The sequence below is a fragment of the Ahniella affigens genome (assembly GCF_003015185.1).
Lineage (GTDB): Bacteria > Pseudomonadota > Gammaproteobacteria > Xanthomonadales > Ahniellaceae > Ahniella > Ahniella affigens.
The window spans coordinates 2,405,278-2,426,222 of sequence record NZ_CP027860.1 but is presented as its reverse complement, the minus strand read 5'-3'; the positions used below and the strand labels follow the sequence as shown (position 1 = coordinate 2,426,222).

Annotated in this window: 17 protein-coding genes; 10 read left to right on the top strand and 7 right to left on the bottom strand. The window is 61.7% G+C overall.

Annotated elements, in window-relative coordinates:
• The first annotated feature begins 73 nt into the window (after positions 1–73).
• Positions 74–820, top strand: a complete 747-nt coding sequence (mtgA, locus tag C7S18_RS09305; RefSeq protein WP_106893982.1) for a monofunctional biosynthetic peptidoglycan transglycosylase — start codon at positions 74–76, stop codon at positions 818–820.
• 117 nt (positions 821–937) lie between these two features.
• Here mtgA and C7S18_RS09300 read toward each other — a convergent pair whose 3' ends face one another.
• From C7S18_RS09300 to C7S18_RS09290, 3 genes are all read right to left on the bottom strand, one after another.
• The gene (locus tag C7S18_RS09300; RefSeq protein ID WP_106891300.1) at positions 938–1,603 is read right to left on the bottom strand and encodes an SPOR domain-containing protein; all 666 of its coding nucleotides are present in this window, start codon (positions 1,601–1,603) and stop codon (positions 938–940) included.
• 288 nt (positions 1,604–1,891) lie between these two features.
• Positions 1,892–2,926: a recombinase RecA gene (recA, locus tag C7S18_RS09295; RefSeq protein WP_106891299.1), complete on the bottom strand. Its 1,035-nt coding sequence runs from the start codon at positions 2,924–2,926 to the stop codon at positions 1,892–1,894.
• A gap of 337 nt (positions 2,927–3,263) precedes the next feature.
• Positions 3,264–3,758 carry a CinA family protein gene (locus tag C7S18_RS09290; protein WP_106891298.1) on the bottom strand — a complete coding sequence of 165 codons (495 nt, stop codon included), beginning with the start codon at positions 3,756–3,758 and terminating at the stop codon, positions 3,264–3,266.
• A gap of 120 nt (positions 3,759–3,878) precedes the next feature.
• Between C7S18_RS09290 and C7S18_RS09285 the strand changes: the two genes are divergently transcribed.
• The 5 genes from C7S18_RS09285 (at position 3,879) to C7S18_RS09265 (ending at position 12,377) form a co-directional block, all read left to right on the top strand.
• A complete protein-coding gene (locus C7S18_RS09285; RefSeq protein ID WP_106891297.1) occupies positions 3,879–6,347 on the top strand; it encodes a serine/threonine-protein kinase in 2,469 nt (822 codons plus the stop codon).
• 349 nt (positions 6,348–6,696) lie between these two features.
• Positions 6,697–7,890: an HD-GYP domain-containing protein gene (locus tag C7S18_RS09280; protein WP_106891296.1), complete on the top strand. Its 1,194-nt coding sequence runs from the start codon at positions 6,697–6,699 to the stop codon at positions 7,888–7,890.
• Positions 7,891–8,043: 153 nt separating this feature from the next.
• Positions 8,044–10,485 (top strand): ribonuclease R, encoded by a 2,442-nt coding sequence (gene rnr, locus C7S18_RS09275; RefSeq protein WP_106891295.1) that lies wholly within the window; start codon positions 8,044–8,046, stop codon positions 10,483–10,485.
• Positions 10,482–11,228 carry a 23S rRNA (guanosine(2251)-2'-O)-methyltransferase RlmB gene (rlmB, locus tag C7S18_RS09270; RefSeq protein WP_106891294.1) on the top strand — a complete coding sequence of 249 codons (747 nt, stop codon included), beginning with the start codon at positions 10,482–10,484 and terminating at the stop codon, positions 11,226–11,228. Before rnr ends, rlmB begins: the two co-directional genes overlap by 4 nt.
• A gap of 291 nt (positions 11,229–11,519) precedes the next feature.
• Positions 11,520–12,377 (top strand): DUF1003 domain-containing protein, encoded by an 858-nt coding sequence (locus C7S18_RS09265; RefSeq protein WP_106891293.1) that lies wholly within the window; start codon positions 11,520–11,522, stop codon positions 12,375–12,377.
• 20 nt (positions 12,378–12,397) lie between these two features.
• Here the strand turns inward: C7S18_RS09265 and C7S18_RS09260 are convergent, their stop codons facing one another.
• The 3 genes from C7S18_RS09260 to C7S18_RS09250 are packed head-to-tail and all read right to left on the bottom strand — an operon-like array spanning position 12,398 to position 15,000.
• The gene (locus tag C7S18_RS09260; RefSeq protein ID WP_106891292.1) at positions 12,398–13,435 is read right to left on the bottom strand and encodes an RDD family protein; all 1,038 of its coding nucleotides are present in this window, start codon (positions 13,433–13,435) and stop codon (positions 12,398–12,400) included.
• Positions 13,432–14,067 (bottom strand): class I SAM-dependent DNA methyltransferase, encoded by a 636-nt coding sequence (locus C7S18_RS09255; protein WP_106891291.1) that lies wholly within the window; start codon positions 14,065–14,067, stop codon positions 13,432–13,434. The genes C7S18_RS09260 and C7S18_RS09255 overlap by 4 nt, the downstream gene beginning before the upstream one ends.
• Positions 14,068–14,076: 9 nt before the next feature.
• Entirely contained in the window at positions 14,077–15,000 is a 924-nt protein-coding gene (locus C7S18_RS09250) for a peptidylprolyl isomerase (RefSeq protein ID WP_106891290.1), read from the bottom strand.
• Between the two features lie 114 nt (positions 15,001–15,114).
• Here C7S18_RS09250 and C7S18_RS09245 point away from each other — a divergent pair, with 114 nt between their 5' ends.
• A complete protein-coding gene (locus tag C7S18_RS09245; RefSeq protein ID WP_106891289.1) occupies positions 15,115–15,699 on the top strand; it encodes a P-loop nucleotide/nucleoside kinase family protein in 585 nt (194 codons plus the stop codon).
• Here C7S18_RS09245 and C7S18_RS09240 read toward each other — a convergent pair.
• Entirely contained in the window at positions 15,696–16,637 is a 942-nt protein-coding gene (locus C7S18_RS09240; protein ID WP_106891288.1) for a nucleotidyltransferase family protein, read from the bottom strand. The genes C7S18_RS09245 and C7S18_RS09240 overlap by 4 nt on opposite strands.
• Positions 16,638–16,695: 58 nt before the next feature.
• Here C7S18_RS09240 and C7S18_RS09235 point away from each other — a divergent pair, with 58 nt between their 5' ends.
• From C7S18_RS09235 to C7S18_RS09225, 3 genes are all read left to right on the top strand, one after another.
• Entirely contained in the window at positions 16,696–18,549 is a 1,854-nt protein-coding gene (locus C7S18_RS09235; RefSeq protein ID WP_146151841.1) for a lamin tail domain-containing protein, read from the top strand.
• A 69-nt stretch (positions 18,550–18,618) separates the two neighbouring features.
• Positions 18,619–19,974 carry a UDP-glucose dehydrogenase family protein gene (locus tag C7S18_RS09230; RefSeq protein WP_106891286.1) on the top strand — a complete coding sequence of 452 codons (1,356 nt, stop codon included), beginning with the start codon at positions 18,619–18,621 and terminating at the stop codon, positions 19,972–19,974.
• Positions 19,975–19,976: 2 nt separating this feature from the next.
• Entirely contained in the window at positions 19,977–20,942 is a 966-nt protein-coding gene (locus C7S18_RS09225; RefSeq protein WP_106891285.1) for a UDP-glucuronic acid decarboxylase family protein, read from the top strand.
• Positions 20,943–20,945 lie beyond the last annotated feature (3 nt).

Here is a 20,945-nt window from a genome sequence, read left to right as displayed (position 1 = left end):
CCCAGCACTGGAGTCTGGTCTCCAATTGCGCATCGGCAACGGCGCGGCGCAGTTCCTCGTTGAGCGAGCCCTGATGCGCGCGACCAAGGAAAAGCCCAAGAGAAAGGGCTGGCGGCTCTGGCTTTGGCGATTGCTGAAACTCGGCCTGTGGTTTGTCGGTCTGACCATCGTGTTCGTTCTGACCCTGCGATTTGTGCCGCTCGAAACCAGCGCCGTGATGCTGGGCGAGCGCCTCGATACCGGGAAATGGCCGAATCAGACCTGGGTCCCGTTGGACCAGATCACGCCAGAAATGCCGATTGCCGTCGTTGCGGCGGAAGACCAGCGGTTTCCGGAGCACCATGGTTTTGATCTGGGCGCGATCCAGAAAGCCTATGCCTCCAATCAGCGTGGTCGCGCCCGGATGCGGGGGGCGAGCACGATTAGTCAGCAAGTCGCCAAGAACGTGTTTCTGTGGCAGGGCCGGAGTTGGGTCCGCAAAGGCGCCGAAGCCTGGCTGACGTTGTGGATCGAACTGCTGTGGTCGAAGCGCCGAATCCTGGAGGTCTATCTGAATGTCGCCGAGTTCGGACCCGGCGTGTATGGCGTGGAGGCGGCCGCGCAGCAGTATTTCAAGCGTCCGGCAAGCCGGTTGACGCCGAACCAGGCTGCGCTGCTCGCCGCCGTATTGCCGAATCCCAAGAAGTTCTCGGTCGCGGCACCATCTGCTTACGTGGCAAGCAGGCAGCGTTGGATCCAACGCCAGACAACGAACCTCGGGGGCGCTGCGTATTTGGACCCGATTCTGAAGCCGCGTGCGGTGGCCAAGGTTCGCAAATAGCGGCGCATCAGCAGCGCGCGCGCGACACGCACTTTGCCGTGCGTCATTGCGCCCAGCCGCGCTGCGTAGTGAAAACGGTGCTGCCGCTGGTCGAGCTCGGACGGGCGCGTTCCTGCCTTAGCGGCACTCGATCGGTGTGGCGACCAGATCCGTGGTATCCGGCACCACATCGCGCCAATTGAACGGCGCGCCGGCCACCACGGCAAATTCGAGCCAGTATTCCGGCAACTCGTCGGTCCGTTCGGTCATTGATGGGGCAAATCCAAGGCCTTGGAGCTCCGCGACACGCCGGTCCGCATTTTCTCTAGCCCGAAAGAGCCCGAGCGAAATCGTGTTTTGTTGGTCACCGGCGGTGACGACGTAATAGTCGCGGATGCCTTTTTCCGACAGGTTGCGCGCTGCTGACAGGGCTTCGGAGCGATCTTTGAACGCCGGGAGATACACCCACCAGCCGCGTGAACGGGTCGTGCGCGTTTCGCGGAATTGCACTCGATCCACGCGTGGGGTCAGCGCGTTCATGGTTCGCCGGAGGTCTGCCTGCGTGCCAAAAGGCCCGAGCTGCGTGCAAGAGAGCCGTGCCAGATCGGTAGGCGCCATGGGCGCTTCGGCCATTTCGGCCGCCGCAGCGGGGCCACCCATTTGCTCGGACAGTAATACCAGCTGCGGCACACCTGGGTCGGTTACTGGCAACGCGGCAACGCTCGGCTTTGGCGCGAGCCAAAGCCATGCCGCCAGACCAAGGTTGGTGGCCAACAACAGGACAAATAGGACGCGCGCAAACAAGTCAGAAATCCGTGCCGAATGGACGGGCGCAAGTCTAGCAGGAGTCAGCCGAATCAATCAGTTGCACGTTATCGTTGCGACTGACTGCGAACTTCGTTTCGGGCCCGTGACCATACGGATGCTTGTGTCCGGAGCTGGCAAAGGAGCAGGGCAAGCACCAAGGAGCGGGGCAGGGGCCCAATGCCCGCCTGCCCCTGCCGATCTGCGATGAGTCACTGGAGTCGATTGATCTACCGCCAATGGGGGCTGGATCGACCTTTCTGCAGGCCAATATGGCTCAGCGCCGAATCAGTCATCATCGCCTGCATCAGCGGTCGCCGCAGCGGGGCCGCCGCGGGCGATCAGCAGTTTGGCGCGCAGCTTCTCCTCGACATCGCGGGAGATTTCCGGATGTTCGCGGAGGAACGTGCGGGCATTGTCCTTGCCTTGGCCGATGCGCTCACCGTTGTAGCTGTACCAGGCGCCGGACTTGTCGATCAGGTTCGCATTGACGCCCATCTCGACAATTTCGCCTTCGCGGGAAATCCCTTCGCCGTACAGAATCTCGAAGTCGGCTTGTCGGAACGGCGGTGCCACCTTGTTCTTGACAACCTTGACGCGCGTCTCGGACCCGATCACTTCCTCGCCACGCTTGACCGAACCGACGCGACGGATATCGAGACGCACCGAGGCGTAGAACTTCAGCGCGTTACCACCGGTGGTGGTTTCAGGATTGCCGAACATCACGCCGATCTTCATACGAATCTGATTGATGAAGATGACCAGGCAGTTCGACTTCTTGATGTTCGCCGTCAGCTTGCGGAGCGCCTGGCTCATCAGGCGGGCATGCAAACCAACGTGCGAGTCGCCCATTTCACCTTCGATTTCGGCTTTGGGCGTGAGCGCCGCGACGGAGTCGATGACCACCACGTCTACCGCGCCGGAGCGCACCAGCATGTCGGCCACTTCGAGTGCCTGTTCGCCGGTATCCGGCTGCGAGACGAGCATGTTGTCCACATCCACGCCCAGCTTTTCGGCGTAGCTTGGATCGAGCGCGTGCTCCGCGTCGATGAACGCGGCGGTACCGCCAGAGCGCTGGCAGTTCGCAATCACTTGCAAGGTCAGCGTGGTCTTGCCCGACGATTCCGGACCGTAGATCTCGATCACGCGGCCGCGCGGCAGGCCGCCGATGCCCAGCGCAATGTCCAGACCGAGCGAGCCGGTCGAGACCGCCTCGATGACATCGGTCTGCTTGTCACCCATGCGCATGACCGTGCCTTTGCCAAACTGCTTGTCGATCTGCGCCAGGGCCGAGGTCAGAGCGCGCTTTTTGTTGTCATCCATTTCAAATCTCCTGGGTCATGCATTGGTTCGAATCAGAATTGCCGAATCGCGACAAACCATCCGTGGCTGCCGCGTGGGGCGGGTGCTGGACGACACTTTGACGCCTTGTCTTCTCATCGAGTGAGACACGATCAGCGGGCGCGACCTTCGGCGGCGCCTGCATTGTCTGGCCTAAGAGCCGGCTTAAGGCGGCCAAGACCGCCAAAACCCAGGTTGAGACTTCTGTAAAATCAACAGATTACGGGTTGATCTTAAAGTGCTGCTCAAACCTGGTATGCACCCGCGAGCAGCACATTATCCCACGCGAGCGTGAAAGTATCGGGTGAATTTCTGATTTTCAGCTCAGAAGATTCATGAGCCCGTCTAAGGCTTTTGCCACCGTCTGCCGACGGACTGATTCGCGATCGCCGTCAAAATGATGACATTCCGCCCGCGGGTAGCCGCCGCGGCGTTTCCATGCGATCCAGACCGTGCCCACCGGCTTGTCGGGCGTTCCGCCCGATGGCCCAGCGATGCCGGTTACGGCGACACCCAGTGTGGCGCCACTGTGTACCAGCGCGCCGGCAACCATTTCGAGCACAGTTTCCTCGCTGACCGCGCCACACTTGATCAGGGTTTCCGGCCGAACGCCAAGCAACGCCTGTTTGGCCTCATAGCTGTAGGCCACCATGCCGCATTCAAACCAGGCCGAACTGCCTGGAACCTCGGTAACTGCTTTGGCGATCCAGCCGCCGGTGCAGGATTCAGCCGTAACCAGGCTCATTCCCTGGCGCTTGCAGCGTTCGCCCAGAGTATCGGCCAGGGTGTGCAATTCGGTGTCGGTGGGGCTCATCGGGTGGTGCTTCGCCATCGGGTCGGAATCCGGCAGAATACCGGTAAGCTCAGCCTGGGTGGCAGTGCATGCAGTGCTGAATCACGACAAGGATCGTCAGAAGCGGAGGTCGGACGGCGGATGCAGACCCAGCCAGAGGCGGATCTGAACCAGCAGCTTGCAGCACTCCTGGCCCGGCCTCTGGGTGAGCGGGCGGATTTTCTTGCGGAACTCGCGCAGGTCGACCCCGAGCAGGCTGCGAGCCTCGTCCGGATGCTGGACCAATCGGAACCCGCCACGGTCAGGCAAGCCGATGTCATCGCCGATCTGGAAACGCGGCGCGAATTCGACAGTGACACCTATCTGCAGCGTCGCTCCCAGATGTTGGAGCAAGTCTGGCGCGGACGGCGGTTGGGTGACTACGAGGTGGAATCGATCTTGGGGCAGGGCGGCATGGGGATTGTGCTGGCCGCCCGCTCGGTTCTGACCAATGATCGGGTCGCGATCAAAATGGTGCGCCCGGACATGCTGGGTCCGAATCTGGATCAGCGCCTCACCCGCGAAAGTGATGCGATGGGGCGGCTCGTCCATCCCGGAATTGCGCGGTTTCTGGGATTGGCGCGCACGGACGAGGGCCGACCCTTCTTGATCATGGAGCGCGTCGATGGGCTGAGTCTTGATCGTGCGGTCGCCGAGTTAGACCTCAGCGCCCGCGTGCGCCTGCTCCGGGCGATTGCCGAGGTGGTCGGCGTCGCCCATGCCGGGCAGATTGTCCACCGTGACCTGAAGCCGTCAAACATTCTGGTCGATCAGCAAGGTCAGGTGAAGCTGCTCGATTTTGGTATCGCCAAATGCCTGGACGATGGTCCAACCCAGGCCCGAACACTCACAGCAGATCGCATGCTGACGCCGCGCTATGCGGCACCGGAGCAGATTCGCGGTGAGTCCGTCGGGCCCGCGGCCGACGTGCATGCGCTCGGGGTGATCCTGGTTGAACTGGTGACGGGCTGCGAGTCCGGCGCCGTTTCCAGCACGTCGGGATTTTTGGCTGAGCAGATCAGCGCGGCGGCGATTTCTGATCCGTGGCTCAGAGCGATTGCTGAATCAGCGATGGCGGGGTCACTGGCCATTCGGTATCCAGACGCGAACGCGTTTGCGGCGGAACTGACGCGCTGGTTGGCCGGCGCGAAGCCCAAAGTGCTGCGTTGGACCGAGCGCGTCCGGCGCCAGTGGCTGGATCGCCGGCAGGCGCTTTCTGTGACAGCTGGCGCACTGGTGGTCACCGCGCTGCTCACTGCGTTCGGTTGGTATGAATGGGTGTTTCTGGAGCGCACGATCGAACCGGGCTATGCGCTGATTGAGCGTGATCTCGTTGGGCTGACGGGCGCGCAGAAAGCGTCGATTCGGGAAGCGTTTGTCCGTGATGCCGAAGGTGATCGCAACAGCGCCATCGCGTTGATGAAGACGGTCGCCGATACCCATCCCGATCAACCGTTTCCGGCGGTCATGGTCGCTATTTGGCTTGGCGCCCGGGGGGTGGCCGGCACCGAACCCTATGTGGCGGAAGCACGCGAATTGCTGAACAAGCACGACAACCCTTTTCTGTCCTTGTTTTTGGAGGGCAACCTCAACAAGGGCAATGTGGTGGACGACCGCCGCGCCATGGCGTCGGCGTTGGCATTGCGGCCGAGTGCCTGGAAGCTCCGATACGGTTTGTCGCACATTGCGATTGGTCGGAATGAGGGCGAGCTGGCGCGCCAGGAATTGGCGCAAATCCAGTTCACGCACTACCGGGATCGGCGCGTTCCGCAGGTGCTGGCCGATCGTGCCTTGCTGGGCGACTGCGCGGCGGTTCGACCAGAAATCTCGCGCTTGCCAGAAGACCGGCCGATCTGGCGGCTCTGGGTGACGGCGGCCTGCGATTTTTCGGAGGGTAAGCTCGAAGCCGCCAGTCAAGGGTTCACGGCGATTCTTGAGGCGCCGGCCAACACACGCGAGCCGAGCACCGAGGATATTGTCCGCAGCGCCCAGTTGTTGACGCTCGGGCAGGGCGGGCGTTGGGCCGCGTTGCTCGATGAAGCAGCGCTCGGCTACCGACGGTCGCGCGAGCAACACGATGTGTACAGTGCGCATCGCGATGCCGTCATGGCGTTGACGGCGGCGAAACTGCTGGGGCGGGACGCAGAGGCGGCCGACTGGCTATCCCGGGTTTTGGCCGTGTCCGAGTTTGAGTATCAGGTGGATGCTCATATTGCCGTCCGGCTGATGGGACTGCATTCGAGCTATTCCGTTCCGGCGATGCGCGCCCGGGTCGAGACCGACATGGCCAATTTCCCCGGGCTGAGCTACCTGCTCCTTGCGCTGGAGGCGTGGCAATCTGGCGACGCCGATTCCGCGCGGTCTGAACTGGCCCGGGCTCGTCGTGAGGGTTTGGCCGAAACGCGGTTTGCGCCGGTTTTAGCAGCTTTGGAGCGTGGCCTTGGGGTCACTCAGGGCGACAACCCGGTGCTGCTCTGGTTTGCACCCTGGTCAGACTGGATCGCCCAGTGGGTGGTGCCAGCGGCGGTTCTTTCCACATCGCCGTCATCAGAGCAGGTCGGATCAGACTAGCGTTCGGGGTCGCGACCCCAGTTCGAAGATTCCTCCGACTCCAGAATGACCGGATCAGAGACGCGCGACTATTGCAACGATTGGTCTGAAAGTGTTGCTAAACACTTCGTGAACAACTGGGGAAATTCGTTTCAGATGAAGAAGATGCGTGCGAATTCCCGCAGAACGGCACTTTCTTCATGGCATGCTCGGGGCTTGCCGGCTCAGACCACATCGACCCTGCATGTTCAAACTCATTCTCGAACGCTGAGATTTTGGTTTGACATCGTGTTCGCTTTGGCCAGTCAGCCGGTTGGAGTCTCCCCACAGGGTGGCAGCCTGCATTTGTTGTCCGCGAGGAACCTGATTCGTGCAGTTGGAAGAACGCAAAGTCCATGTCGATTACCTGCGCCCGGGCATGTTTGTGCATCGTCTGGATCGGGATTGGCTCGGCTTGCCGTTTCCGCTGGAAGGGTTTCTGCTCGACACATCGGGCGAACTCGATGTGCTGCGCCGGCATTGCGATCATGTCTTTGTCGATGTGTACCGCAGTCGTTTGCCGTTGCATCATTTCGATGTCAATGGCCAGACCGATGGGCGGCGGCGGCATGTCAACCAAGTCGCGCTGGCAGAAGAGTTGCCGCGCGTGCAAAAGCAGTTTGCCCGCACAGCTGAAATCACGGCCCGTATCCTGGGCGACCTCCGGTCTGGTCGCAAACTGAGCTTGGTTGAAGTTCAGGACGCCATCGTGCCGGTGGTGCAGAGCGTTCTCCGTCATGCCGACGCCTACTTGTGGGTCAGCATGCTGAAGCGTCGCGACGAATACGAATTTTCGCATGCGATGAACAACAGCCTGTTGGCCTCCGTGTTGGGGCGCCACCTCGGGCTCGGCGAAGGCGAACTCGTCGCGTTGGCTACTGGCGGGATGCTCTTGGATGTTGGCAAGACCGCCATCCCGACGGCGCTTCTACGGAAGGTCGGCTTGCTTAGCGAAGGCGAGATGATGATTCTCCGCCACCACGTCGAGCAAGGCATTGCGTTGATGTCCCAAAGCAGTATTCGTGAGCCGCAGATTGAGGCGATGGTGCGAACGCATCACGAGCGCTTTGACGGCTCGGGCTATCCGAACGGCTTGGTGCGCAATCAGATTCCATTGTATGGCCGAATTGCCGGCATTATCGATACGTTCGATGCACTGACCAGTGACCGACCGTTTCGGCAGGCGATTTCGCCGCAACAGGCGCTCCAGCAGATCTATCGCGCAGGCGACCGCTTGTTTCAGAAGGACTTGGTCGAGCAGTTCATGCAGTGCCTCAGTGTGTATCCCACCGGTTCGCTGATCGAGCTCACGACTGGCGAGGTCGCCGTCGTCATGGCACAGAATCCGGCGCGCCGTCTGAAGCCTTGGATCATGGTGCTCACGGACGCGAGCAAGCGCGCACGGTCGCGCTTTCTGGAGGTTGATCTGCTGAATCAAAGCCCTACTGATGTGCCACGCGACATTGTCCGGTCACTGGAGCGCGGGGCGCATGGTGTGTTTCCGGAGCGCTTGGGGCTCGTCTGACCGGCTCGGGGGTTGTTGGCGCACCGCAAAGACAGGCGTGATCCCGCACTCGTGCCGCTGCATGTGGTTACGCTGAACATCGTGTGACCCATCGGGGCGCCCTTGCAGCGGTTGGCATTGCGTGCTCTGAAGTGGGCTGGCTAGAATGGCGCCATGAGTCGTAATACAAACCGAGCGGGCCGAAAGAAGTCCGCCAAAGGCGGTAGTGACCGCCAGTCCAAGCCATCCGTCCCACCCTGGCTTCCCCCCAACCTTCAAGCTCCCAAAGCGTCGCCCAAAGTGGGGCGTTGCGCTGCGTCTGGCAAATCCGCTGCGGCTGCTCCGCGTCGAAAGGTGGCCAACAAGGCTGCCGGCAAAGACGCCGCTGGCGCCATGTTCGGACGGGTGTTTGATCCACATGCCGACCGCGAAGCCAGTCGTTACGAGCAGCCGATCGCCAGCCGCGAGGCGATTCTCAGTTTGCTGAATGAGGCCGATGGCCCGCTGACCGCTGACCGAATTGCCTATGCATTGGCGATTCATGACCCGGCAAGCCTCGATGCGCTTGACCGCCGCCTGGCCGCAATGCTTCGCGACGGGCAAGTGCTGAAGAATCGCCGCAACGGCTTTGCCGTCGCCGAACGGCTCGACCTGATCCCTGGCACGGTGATCGGCAAGGCTGATGGCTTCGGTTTTCTGCGCCCTGATGCGGGCGGCGAAGACTTGTTTCTGAGTCCGGCCGAAATGCGACAGGTCATGCATGGCGACCGCGTTCTGGCGCATGTGGTTGGCGTCGACCGTAAGGGCCGGCCGGAGGCTGCCATCTCCGAAGTTCTGGAGCGACGCGTCACTCGGGTGGTCGGCCGCTTTGAGGAGCGATCCGGCTTGTCTCTGGTGGTGCCCGATGACAAGCGTCTGCATCAGGATGTATTGATCAGTCCGAAAGGCACTGCCGGGGCCCGCACCGGTCAGATTGTGGTCGCCGAAATCGATGAGCCGCCGAGTCGCGACCGCCCAGCGATCGGCCATGTCGCCAGCATTCTGGGTGATCGCCTGGAGGCCAGCCTGATCGTCGATATGGCCATTGAATCGCACGGATTGCCAAGGCAGTTTCCGAGCACGGTGATTGCCGAGTCGGAGCGGATTGCGCCAACGGTTCCGGCGTCTGCATGCGCTGATCGGTTGGACCTGCGAGCGCTGCCGCTGGTCACCATCGACGGCGAAGACGCTCGCGATTTTGACGATGCCGTCTATTGCGAACCGGTTCGTGGCGGGTTTCGGCTGGTGGTGGCAATCGCCGATGTCGCGCACTACGTGCGCCCGGGCACAGCACTGGATGAAGAAGCGTTTGATCGCGCCACATCGGTGTACTTTCCGGGTTTTGTCATTCCGATGCTGCCCGAGGCATTGTCGAATGGGATCTGCTCATTGAATCCCGCGGTCGATCGGCTGTGTCTGGTCTGCGATATGCGGCTGAACAAGGCGGGTGTCGTCACCAAGTCCAGTTTTCATCGCGCGGTGATGCGCTCGCACGCGCGGCTGACGTACCGGCAGGTGCACGACGCACTGATCCTGAAGAACGAGGCGGTGCGCCAGCAGATCGCAACCGTGCTGCCCCACCTGGAGCAGTTGCTGGATCTCTACTGGGCCATGTCCTCGGCCCGACGCGCGCGCGGCGCGATTGACTTTGAAGGTCAGGAAGTCAAATTCACGCTTGACGCCCAGGGCAAGGTGCAGTCGGCCAAGCACGAACCACGCAACGAGGCGCATAAGCTGATCGAGGAATGCATGATCGCGGCGAATGTCGAGGCCGCGCGGTTCCTGGTGAAACAGCGTATGCCGTCGCTGTATCGCGTCCACGCCAAGCCGCCGGAAGAAAAGTATGCGGAGCTCGGGAGCTTTTTGCGCGAGTTCAAGATCGCCTTGCCGCCCTACGGCGCGATCACGCCTTTAGATTTTGCCGAATTGCTCGAACGCGTCCGCCAGCGCCCGGAAGCGAGCCTGCTCGAACAGGTTGTACTGCGGGCGCAGAGTCTCGCGGTCTACGCGCCGGAGTGTCAGGGTCATTTTGGCCTGGCGCTGGACGCCTACGCGCATTTCACATCGCCGATCCGGCGCTACCCGGACCTGCTCGTTCATCGCGCCATTCATCATGTGTTGCTGGGCGGCAAGCCGGCCACGTATCACGAACAGGCCGAAGCAATGGCCAATCGCGGCCTGCATTGCTCGCAGCGCGAGCGCCGTGCTGACGAGGCCGAGCGGGAAGTGGATGAGCGCTATCAGTGTTCTTACATGAATGAACACGTGGGCTCGGTCTTCTCAGGGGTGATTTCCGGGGTAACGTCTTTTGGATGTTTTGTGGCGATTGGCGACACGGGCGTCAGCGGCCTGATTCATGTGACGCAGTTGCCGCTCGACTTCTACCATTTCGATCCGCTACGTCGGGAAATGGTGGGCGAGCGCACGCGGCGGCGATTCCGCCTCGGTGACTCGGTGTCTGTGCAGGTGCTGCGCGCCAGCATGGAAGACCGCAAGATTGACCTCAAATTGGCGGAAGCCGGGCCCAGCCGGGCCGACAACGGGCCGCCCGCGAAGCGCAAGGGAACCAGACGATGAGTCAAAACGATGTCCTGCTTGGCATTCATGCCGTGATGAGTGCATTGGAGCACGATGCCGCGAATCTTCGCGAGATTCTGATTGCCGATGGCAATCGCAATGCGCGCGTCACCGAACTGGAATCGTTGGCCAAGGACCGTGGCGTTCGCTTGCACAAGCGGAGCATGGAGCAGTTGGACAAGCTGGCTCGCGGCGAGCGGCATCAAGGCGTGGTTGGCTTTTACGAGCCGCCACCCAGCCTGGCCGAGGCCGATTTGCCGAAATTGATTGAGCAGGCCGGATCGTCGGCGTTGTTCTTGATTCTGGATGAAATTACGGATCCCCATAATTTCGGTGCGTGCCTTCGGAGCGCACTGGCAGCAGGGGTCCATGCGGTTATCGTAGCCAAGGACCGGGCCGCGCCGACCAATGCCACCGTGCGCCGAGCCAGCGCTGGTGCGGCTGATCGGGTACCGATTGTGCGGGTCACGAATCTGGTGCGGGCGCTCGATGCGCTCCGCGACGCGGGTGTCTGGTTGACCGGTCTGGAAGGCGAAGCCGATACCACCTTGTTTGACCAGGACTTCAAGGGTCCGGTCGGCTTGGTCATGGGCGCAGAAGGCGAGGGGATGCGGCGCCTGACCCGCGAACGCTGCGACTACCTGGTCCAGATCCCGATGCCGGGACCCATGGAGTCACTGAATGTCTCAGTGGCCACGGGTATTGCGCTGTTCGAAGTCGTCCGCCAACGGCGCGGCGCCTGATCTGTTGTTCCTTCGGTAATTGATCCGGCAGGGATGAGTTGAACTTCCTGTTCAACGCATTTCGTTGGGGGTCTGGCGCGTGTTTGGACGCGAAACCCGCGCCAGCGCGACGTGCCAGCAGGAGTGGGGCAATCGGGGCTCGCGCTATTGACCCGGCAGCAACGATTCGATTCAACCATGCTGGGTGCATTGATGGGCTTTCGGCAACATGAATTTGGTAGGCTTGCCGGAACGGGTCGGCGTCGCAGTGGGCGACGCTTGGACTGATCCATTTGGTTTTGGAGTTCTGGCATGAGTTCGACTGATCTGCTCCGCATCATTCCGATGTTCACCGGTTTGTCCGATGCGGATTTGTCCGCCTTGTCGGATGCGCTGATCCGGCGCACGTACAAGGCCGGATCGATGATTTTCAACTTGGGCGATGCGGGCGATGCCATGTACATCGTCGAGTCGGGCGATGTGAACATTCATTTGCCCGGCAAGCAATCGCAGCGTATTTCGCTGAAAGATATTGCCCGCGGAGAGTATTTCGGCGAGCTCGCGCTGTTTGACCAGAAACCGCGGTCGGCCAGTGCGTTGGCCACCACAGAAACCGTGTTGCTCGAACTGAAGCACAACACCCTGGCCAACTATTTGCAGAACCGACCGCTGGCAGCGATGGGCATCCTGCGGACCATGAGTGAGCGCCTTCGTGAGACCAACGAAATGCTCTCGGCCCGTGCTGCGAAGAACGTCGACGAAGAGTTTGACAAACACCTGTCGTGGAGTGAGCGGCTGGCCGACAAAGTGGCCGAGTTGAACGGTAGCTGGACCTTCATTGTGCTGTTGCTCACCATCGCCGTCACGTGGTGCGCGATCAACGTGCCCGGCGTGCTGCCAAAGCCTCTTGATCCGTATCCGTTTCAGTTCTTCAACTTGGCGTTGGCGATCCTCGTGGGCTTGCAAGGCCCCCTGATCGTGATGAGTCAGAACCGGCAATCACTGAAAGATCGGGCCCGCGCCGAGACCGACTACAAGGTCAATCTGAAGAACGAAGTCAACATCGAAACGCTGATGCGCGAATTTGCGGAGCTCCGAGCCGAAGTGCGCGGCGAGACGATGGTGCACGACGACCGTCGGGGCACCACGGCTGACGCCACGGAAGGCTGAGCAACTTCGTTGAGCCGGCCTCAGCCTGGTTCGATCATCAAAGTGCCTGCACCGAGCATTTGCTGGAAATTGGCGACTACTTCCAGCACGGAGTCATTGACGAAGAAGTAGAGCGCGGCGATCACCGCAGCGATCGCGAGTTTGGGCCGAATGCCGCCCTGGCCGCCGGCGTCCAGTACTCGGAGTCCGCGGCGCTGGTCCCAGGGCGCCACTTTCGCGCTGAGGGTCTGTATTGCGGCCACGAGGATCGCGATGAACGAGAGCACGGGAATGCCAAGCGCCATGCCACGGACAAAGACGCTGGTTTGGCGGCCAAACGCAACCGACAGATTGGGCTTTTCGTTGCGATGATTGCGAACCTGCAATCCGAACAACGCCTTGCCGATTGTGGTTCCGAAGAACGCGAGCATGATCGCTTCAGCGGGAACGGCCAGGACAAAGCCGAGCCACACCAGCCCATTTGGATCCAACTCACCGGCAGTGCGGCCGGGCCAGAAACCAAACTGTTGTTGCAGCAGCGCAAACAAGGCGGCCAACAAGATGGGCATCACCAACAGATAGTCGATCACGCGTGCGCCCAGGCGGCGGAGGGTGAGCACGGAGAACGCTGCATTCGCCGCCTGTTCTTTAGCCTTGTCGGCGTCGGACGCGGCGGGCTGTGCCGTCTGAGGCGGTGCTTGTTTCCGTTGCGCCTGGCGCTGCTTGTTCGCGCGTTCACGGGCGGAATCCGCCGTCTTGTTGGCCTGCACAACTTGCTGCGCTTCTTGTTGGGCCTGCAGCTGTGCTTTTCGCTGTGCCTTGCTCGTTTGCGCGATCTGTTCCTGGGTCTTGGGGCTCGCCTGCGCCCCGCTCGCCGCATCGGCAGCGGCATTGGCCGCATTGCTGGTGGAACCGCCGAGACTGCCGTAGAGCGGTCGCCATTCGGCCAGGTCGGCATGCCAGGCCAGGCAGGAACTCGATAGTTTCCGTTGCGCGATCAGCCGGTCCAGCTGGCTGCGCGACATCGGCCCGAGCGCATCGTCCCAATCCGGATCACAAACGTACCAAGTGTCTTTCATATCGATGCCAGTTCCAGTCGGGTGGCCGCCCCGCGCAGCGACGGACTCAGATAGAAGTGCGTGCCCAGCGGCGCAAAGCCAGCCTCCAGGAACACGCGCCGATACCAGGAGGCCGGACGATACACAAAGCCCTCGAGATCACCGACAAAGTGATCGCCCTTGCAGAATACTTCGAAGAAGCCGATGCCGTGACACAGTTCGTCGAAACCGGACAGTCCGGCGACGAGGGCCTTGGTCGGCACGTAATGCATCACGTCGGAGCAGACCAGCAAATCAAAGCTTCGATCGAACCGTTGTACTGCCAGGTCGGCAAAATCAAGCAGCCGGAGGTTTCGCTTCAAACCGAAACGACCGACGGCGTATTCGCTGCTATCGAGACCCAGATAGTGGCATTTTGGCCGGATCTGGGCGAGCGCCTCGCCAAAAACACCTTCGCCGCAGCCCACATCCAGCACCGACCGGACGGGCCGCTCCAGGTAATGCTCGGCAACCGCAACCGCCATGGCGACCTTGCGCGCCATCACAGCGCTGCTCTTGACGCGCGTGCCCTGATCTCGATACCAGCGATCGAAATAGGCTTGGTCGTACTGCTTGTCCGCGCCAGTCTTCGCTTTGGGGGGCTTCAAGTTCATGCGTGCGACTCAGGGCTTCAGCCGGACCGGAATCGGCACGTTGCAGAGCTCGATGCGGCCCGTGGGTTCGAGGAACCAGGACTCACGACGGGTGCGGCGGGCCTCGATCAATTGCTTGAACAGCGGCGTGTCGGTGCGCAGGACTTCGATCGCAGTCCGCTCGGCTTTGGGCGTGTCGGCGGCCAAGCGGATGGACGTGATCCGTGTCATCGGCGCGGGCGGCTCGATGAACCCAAGCGCGCCGGTGCCCCGTTGCAGCGTGGTCAGATGTTCCATCCCGAGCAACACTCGGCCGACCAGCGTGACGTTGCGATCCAGGTGGCGCGGTGAATGGCCAATGACGACATACAATTCGGCGCCGTTTCCGGAGTCGGCCGTGTCACCGCGACCCGCGCCGACCATCCCATAGCAGTGCGCCAGCCAGATCTGGTCGCCCTTGCCGGCAACCGGAAAGCCCTTGGACACCCCGGCAAACTCAGCGTAGACATCGCCATCTGGCAGCTTGGCGACCGGGAGTTCTGCCGAGCGCTGGCGCTGGAACTCGCCTGCCAAATTTGGCTTGGCGTCACCCAGCGCTTTGCGCTTGGCCGTGTCTTCCGCATTGGGGTCGCCCCATTGCGCGACATAGTTCTCCTGCACACGGAGCACACTGAGGCCGTCAAAGTAGTGAGCCTTGGCCAAAGTTTGGATATTGGCGACGTGCGCTGGCGCAAAGTCCGGTGCGAGTTCAATGATCACCCGGCCGGCAGGCAGATCGAGATACAGCGTCTGCTCAGGGTCTGGCGTGCGCCATGCGTCCGGTTTGGATGCAGCCAACAATTCTGCCATCCCGAGCGGTTTGGTGGCAGCGTCGTCAGCCATAGCGGCCATCGGGAGCCAGGTGGCGGCAATCAGAACAGACAAGGACAGGGCAATGGGCAGCAATCGTGGCATAGCGGGCTCTGAGTCAGCAGACAGTCGAATCGATGGGCCGGACGGGCCAATGGCCCCGAGCGGCATGCACTGACCATATCGGAATTGTGCGCCGCCCGCGATAAGCTCGGCGGCATGACCGTTCAGAACACTCCCACCATGCCGGCACTCGGCCTTCGACTGCCGCGGCCGCTCCTGATTGCCCTGATCGGATTGCCAGGCGCCGGCAAAACGGCGTTGGCCGCCTACCTGGAGCAGCGCTTTCAGGTTCGGGTGGTCAATCGCGACGCGATTCGAGCGGCGCTGTTTCCGGAATGTGCCTATACGTTGCCGGAAAAGCGGGCCGCGTTTCAGGCGCTACTGCTCGCCATCGAGGTCAATGCCGCGTTGGGCGAGTCGACCGTGATCGATGGCATGACGTTTTCGCGCCGGGCCGATCTGGAAAAGGTCGCCGCATTAGGCGAGCGCTATGGGTTGACGCTCGCGCCGATCTGGCTCGATATCGACCCCGAGTTGGCGAAGCAGCGCATCACCAAGGATTGGGAGACCGGGCGCTCGATGCCGTTGGACCGGGTGCCCGAGCTCGTGGATTCGGTGCTGGAACGCTTCGAGCGGCCAGCGCCGACGGTTCCGGTCATCGATGCCGCTCAGACACCCGAAAAAGTCGCGCATTTGGCCGAACGGATCGTCGCGCAGCGGGCAGGTTTGAGACTGCCCTAGCGATTACTGCGACGAACACCGAAGCCGAGCAGCTCAGCGCAAAACCGGATTTGCGCGGACGCAGTGGGTAGCGCGCTCGTGTCGCGCCACCAAGCGCTCAGCCGGCTCAGGCGTTCGGGCGCCGGCCATGACACCGCCTCGGCCTCCGACTCGAACAGGAGTCGTGCCCGGGCCAGGGTCAATTCGACAATCGCGCGATCATCCGGGGTCAAGTGGGTAGCCAGCGCGGTGGCTTCGGCGCCTGGTACGTGTCGAAGGAGGTGGAGATCGAACCACCAGATCGCGCGCTGGTGCGGGTTCTTCGCAAGGTGCAATGCCGCCAGAAGGATGGCATCGCCAGCGCTGGGTGCGGGAATGTCCGGCCAGCCTGGTAACGGCGATGCATCCTTGATGAGCCGGTCATACGGGCGATGTTGCAGCCGCCACGGCCGGAAGAACGGCCGGATGTGGACGTCGAGCCCAACCGGTGTGGGTAGCCCGGCGTCGAGTACCACTTCAAAACGGGCATAGCGACTGGTCAACGCCTGCTGCAGCCTGAATCCGGCCGACTGCAGCGCGTTCAGTGTTGCGGTGAGCGCGGGCTCCGGCACCAGCAAGTCCAGATCGTTCCGCTGCCGGCTGGCGCTGTCCGAGTAGAGGTTTCGGGCCAAAGCTTCGCCCTTGAACAAGAGCATTGGCTCAGGCAACTGCCGGTTGATGTCGGCCAGTCGACCGAGTACGCGACCGTGCAATTGATCGCGAAGTCGTAAAGCCGCCATCCGATTCTGAACCCAAGGTCGGGCCTCGGGCGCCACCGATGCGCCGGCGTTCAAAGCGAGCGCAAGCATGCCCTCGCCATCGAGCACCGCCAGAGCCGTTTGATCGAGGGTCCAAGTCTGGGTCTCTTTTGCGGCCGTTGCGCGCAACAAACGGACAAATCTGTCGTTAAAATCAGTCATCTGGGCAGTGTACCCGCCTGGCTTCGGCTACACTCGGAACAAGATGACGGAGTTCGACATGATTCGAAAAATTTTGCTGCTGCCGCTCCTGGCCTGGAGCACGGCGTTTGCCGAAATGCCGGATTGGTTCGATCCGAACGAGTCGACGCGCCAGAATGCCGAGGGTGCCAAGAGCGATGGTGCGAATCCCACCGAAGCAACTGTCGGCCTGATTGGTGCGGGAGAAGACCCGGCGCACAGCGTGCAGGCCGTGATTCAAGCGTACGACACCTGTGACGCCGTCTACGAGTCGGTCAAGGCTGCCGCTGGCAGTGATCCGACTCGGGCTGCGGATCTGGTGCAGGCCGCGTCGGCCTCGAACTCCTGTCCTTGCGTGGGTGAAAACATCTGGGCTGCAGCCCGGTTGGAGGACCGAGTCCGGCTCGAACATAGGCGCGTTCCAGTCGAGATTTTTTCGCTGTGCGGATGCTCAGGCGCTGCGGCCCAGGCCGCCGCAACGGCGGTGCCCGACCAGGCGGACCGGATCTTGAGTGCCGCGCTGAATGCCAACCGCCGTCCGGGTGGCGTTGTGGATTCGCTCGGCCAGATTGGTGGCGCCTTGGGGCCGGTTGGTGCCGAAGGGGGTGTGTTGAGCCGGAAGCCCGAATCCCAGTGCGACCAGGACGTGGACCCGAGCGACACGTTTGACGCCACGGCCGTGTGGCAGCCTGGTTCGGTTGATCCGAGCAGTATTCCGACTACGTTGACACACCAGTGTGACGAAGACGAAGACGATGAGGACAACGACTCCGACAAAACCGGCGAAGTCCAGATCGAGCAGTATGTGTCCGATGGCTACGACCGGGCCCTGGTGATTCACAATGGCACGCGCAGCACCGTGGATCTTGCGGACGAAAACTATCAAGTCGAACTCTATTTCCCGGGCGAGAAAGAGACCGGTCGGCGCATTTCGCTGAGCGGCGAAGTGCCGCCAGATGGTGTTTATGTCGTGGCCGGTGAGCAGAGCGGCAGCGCCTGGAAGCAGCGCGCCAATCTGGTCGTGCCGTCTGTGCTGATGCAACCCGCCGAAGCCGTCGTGCTGCGTCGCGGTTTGAATGACTCTGGTTGCGATTGCGCCCGGGTGACCGTTGCCGGCACGCTGAACGGGCTCGGCACGGACGCCGAGGAATGGCGCGAAGAGAAGGAAGGCGAGCAGCGCGGCGAGGTGAAGCTCAAGAATGCCGACAGCATTGGGCAAGTCCGTCCAGATGAAGTGGCACAATCGAGTTGGGTGCCGCCACTGGGTGCGGTGCCGCAGACGTTGGCGCGAATCGACTCGGCTTGCGTCAATGATGTCAACGAACGCGACGAGTTCATGAACGCCGCGAGCTACTGGACGGCGGGCGACGCGCGTGGCGGGAATTTCAATCCGGATTGCGCCGCGATGTCGAATGACGTGCTGATCGCCGAGTATGCAGCGCAGACCGTCGAAGATTCCGACAATGCCTGGCGCATGGTTGAGCTCTACAACAACACCGGTGCGCCGGTGGACTTGGGCGAGCAGGGTTATGTGCTGGAGGTTTACGCCGAAGGCGAGCGCGACCCGAAATCGGCGACCGTCCTGAAAGGCAAAGTGGACAACGGTGGCCGGTATCTCGTCACCACCGATCGGGCGCCCAGCACCCTGAAAGATCAGGCCAGGCTGGTTGCCGACGAGTTGGCCGTGCCGAAGGTTGATGCGGTGGTGTTGCGCCGGCTCGCGGTTCGCACCAGCAACCAGTGTGAGGTCGAGGTGGCGTCTGCCCTGCGGACCCTCCCGAACGTGCCGATTCCGCTCCGTCCAATCAGCACCCGGCCGCTGAGCGGCAACCCCGATCCGGAAGATCTGCCGATCGATCCGAATCGCGGCGGCGAGATTGCCAGCCCGAATTGATCGGCGCTGATTTGCACGGCCGGGGCTTGGTCGCCCCGGCTTTGTTTTTTCCGAACCTAGAAGAATCACATGAAGCGTGTAACTATTTTTGGAACCGGCTATGTCGGCCTGGTCACCGGCACATGCCTTGCGGAAGTCGGCAATCAAGTCACCTGTGTGGACATTGATCAAGCCAAGATCGACGGCCTCAATCAAGGCCGCATTCCGATCTACGAGCCGGGTTTGGAAGACATGGTGCACGCCAACGTGCGCGCGAATCGCCTGCACTTCACGACCGATGCGGCCAAGGCGCTGAGTGCCGCGGAAATCATTTTCATCGCTGTCGGAACGCCGCCGGATGAAGACGGAAGCGCCGACTTGCGGCACGTTTTGGCGGTCGCCGGAACCATCGGTCGGTGCCTCGACCATGACGCCGTCGTCGTCAACAAATCCACTGTTCCAGTCGGCACGGCCGACAAGGTCCGCCACCGGATTCAAACCGAGCTGGCGGCACGGGCGGTGCAACCCCGAGTCGATGTCGTATCGAATCCGGAGTTTCTGAAAGAAGGGGATGCGGTCAAGGACTGCATGCGACCAGACCGAATCGTGATTGGCACCGACAGCCCACAGGCGATCGATACCCTGAAAACCCTCTATGGCCCGTTCAATCGAAATCACGAGCGTCTCGTGGTGATGGATGTGCGGTCAGCTGAGCTGACCAAATATGCAGCGAACGCGATGTTGGCGACCAAGATCAGCTTCATGAACGAGATCGCGAATATTGCGGAGCGCGTCGGTGCCGATATTGAGGCGGTGCGACAGGGGATCGGCTCGGACCCGCGGATCGGCTATTCGTTTATCTACCCCGGGGCCGGTTACGGCGGCTCGTGCTTTCCGAAGGATGTTCAAGCGCTCGAGCGCACGGCGCGTCAGTTTGGTTACGAGGCACGGATTCTGGACGCCGTCGAGGCCGTCAACCGTGACCAGAAGCACCGCGTGTTGGCAATGCTGGAACAGCACTTTGACGATCTCAAGGGCCGCACCGTGGCGCTATGGGGATTAGCATTCAAGCCCAACACCGACGACATGCGCGAGGCGCCGTCACGGGTCGTCATCGAGGGCCTGTGGGCGCGGGGCGCCAAGGTCCAGGCATTTGACCCGGAAGCAAGCCACGAGGCGGGCCGGGTTTTTGGTGAACGCGCCGACCTGACGCTCTGCAGTGATGCCTTTGCGGCATTGAATGGCGCCGATGCCCTGATCGTCATTACGGAGTGGAAGCAGTTCTGGGCGGCAGACCTGGCCGCAATCAAAGCCGCCTTGAAGACGCCAGTCGTCATCGACGGGCGGAATATCTTTGATCCGAAGAAGGCCGAGGCAGCGGGCCTTGCGTACTACGGCATTGGCCGTGGACGGAGCGTTGCAACCCCAAGCTTTGTCGAGTCCTGATCATGCGCCACTATGAGAGCACCAAACGGGTCTTGGTCACGGGTGGCGCCGGCTTTCTCGGCTCGCACCTTTGTGATCGATTGATTGCTGCGGGTCACGAGGTGGTCTGCGCGGACAATCTGTTCACTGGCTCCAAGCGCAACATCACACACTTGCTGGGCCATCCGCGGTTCGAGTTCCTGCGGCACGATGTCACCATGCCGCTGTACATTGAGGCCGATGAGATCTGGAATCTGGCGTGTCCGGCGTCGCCAGTGCACTACCAGCATGACCCCGTGCAGACGACCAAGACCAGCGTCCATGGTGCCATCAACATGCTTGGCCTGGCCAAGCGACTGAAGTGCCGGATCTTTCAGGCATCGACCAGTGAGGTCTATGGCGATCCCAAAATTCATCCGCAACCGGAGTCGTACGTTGGGCACGTGAATCCGATTGGGCCGCGCTCTTGTTATGACGAAGGCAAGCGCTGCGCCGAGACCCTGTTCTTCGATTATCACCGTCAGCACGGGCTGGAAATCAAAGTAGTGCGGATCTTCAACACCTACGGTCCGCGCATGCATCCGAATGACGGGCGTGTGGTGTCGAACTTCATTGTGCAGGCGCTGCGCGGCGAAGACATCACGATCTACGGCGAGGGTCAGCAAACGCGCTCCTTCTGCTATGTCGACGACCTGATCAACGGCTTCTTGAAGTTCATGGCCAGTCCCGCCGAATTTGTCGGACCGATGAACCTCGGCAACCCCGGCGAATTCACCATCCGGGAGTTGGCCGAGAAAGTCATCGCGTTGACGGGTTCGTCGTCCAAGCTCGCGTTCAAACCGTTGCCGGCCGATGACCCCACCCAACGCCAGCCGGATATCCGGCTCGCGCGCGAGCGGCTTGACTGGGCGCCGACCGTCAATCTGGACGAGGGGTTGCGGCACACAATCGCGTATTTCGAGCAGCTGCTGGCTGGTCGGATTGAGTAAGTC

Bases quoted from the DNA above. Each gene is read 5' to 3' on its own strand.
- C7S18_RS09230 (WP_106891286.1), top strand. From the start codon at position 18,619: ATGAAGCGTGTAACTATTTTTGGAACCGGCTATGTCGGCCTGGTCACC.
- C7S18_RS09250 (WP_106891290.1), bottom strand. From the start codon at position 15,000: ATGCCACGATTGCTGCCCATTGCCCTGTCCTTGTCTGTTCTGATTGCC.
- C7S18_RS09235 (WP_146151841.1), top strand. From the start codon at position 16,696: ATGATTCGAAAAATTTTGCTGCTGCCGCTCCTGGCCTGGAGCACGGCG.
- C7S18_RS09225 (WP_106891285.1), top strand. From the start codon at position 19,977: ATGCGCCACTATGAGAGCACCAAACGGGTCTTGGTCACGGGTGGCGCC.
- C7S18_RS09260 (WP_106891292.1), bottom strand. From the start codon at position 13,435: ATGAAAGACACTTGGTACGTTTGTGATCCGGATTGGGACGATGCGCTC.
- C7S18_RS09265 (WP_106891293.1), top strand. From the start codon at position 11,520: ATGAGTTCGACTGATCTGCTCCGCATCATTCCGATGTTCACCGGTTTG.
- rnr (WP_106891295.1), top strand. From the start codon at position 8,044: ATGAGTCGTAATACAAACCGAGCGGGCCGAAAGAAGTCCGCCAAAGGC.
- mtgA (WP_106893982.1), top strand. From the start codon at position 74: ATGCGCGCGACCAAGGAAAAGCCCAAGAGAAAGGGCTGGCGGCTCTGG.
- C7S18_RS09240 (WP_106891288.1), bottom strand. From the start codon at position 16,637: ATGACTGATTTTAACGACAGATTTGTCCGTTTGTTGCGCGCAACGGCC.
- C7S18_RS09285 (WP_106891297.1), top strand. From the start codon at position 3,879: ATGCAGACCCAGCCAGAGGCGGATCTGAACCAGCAGCTTGCAGCACTC.
- C7S18_RS09245 (WP_106891289.1), top strand. From the start codon at position 15,115: ATGACCGTTCAGAACACTCCCACCATGCCGGCACTCGGCCTTCGACTG.
- C7S18_RS09290 (WP_106891298.1), bottom strand. From the start codon at position 3,758: ATGAGCCCCACCGACACCGAATTGCACACCCTGGCCGATACTCTGGGC.
- C7S18_RS09255 (WP_106891291.1), bottom strand. From the start codon at position 14,067: ATGAACTTGAAGCCCCCCAAAGCGAAGACTGGCGCGGACAAGCAGTAC.
- recA (WP_106891299.1), bottom strand. From the start codon at position 2,926: ATGGATGACAACAAAAAGCGCGCTCTGACCTCGGCCCTGGCGCAGATC.
- rlmB (WP_106891294.1), top strand. From the start codon at position 10,482: ATGAGTCAAAACGATGTCCTGCTTGGCATTCATGCCGTGATGAGTGCA.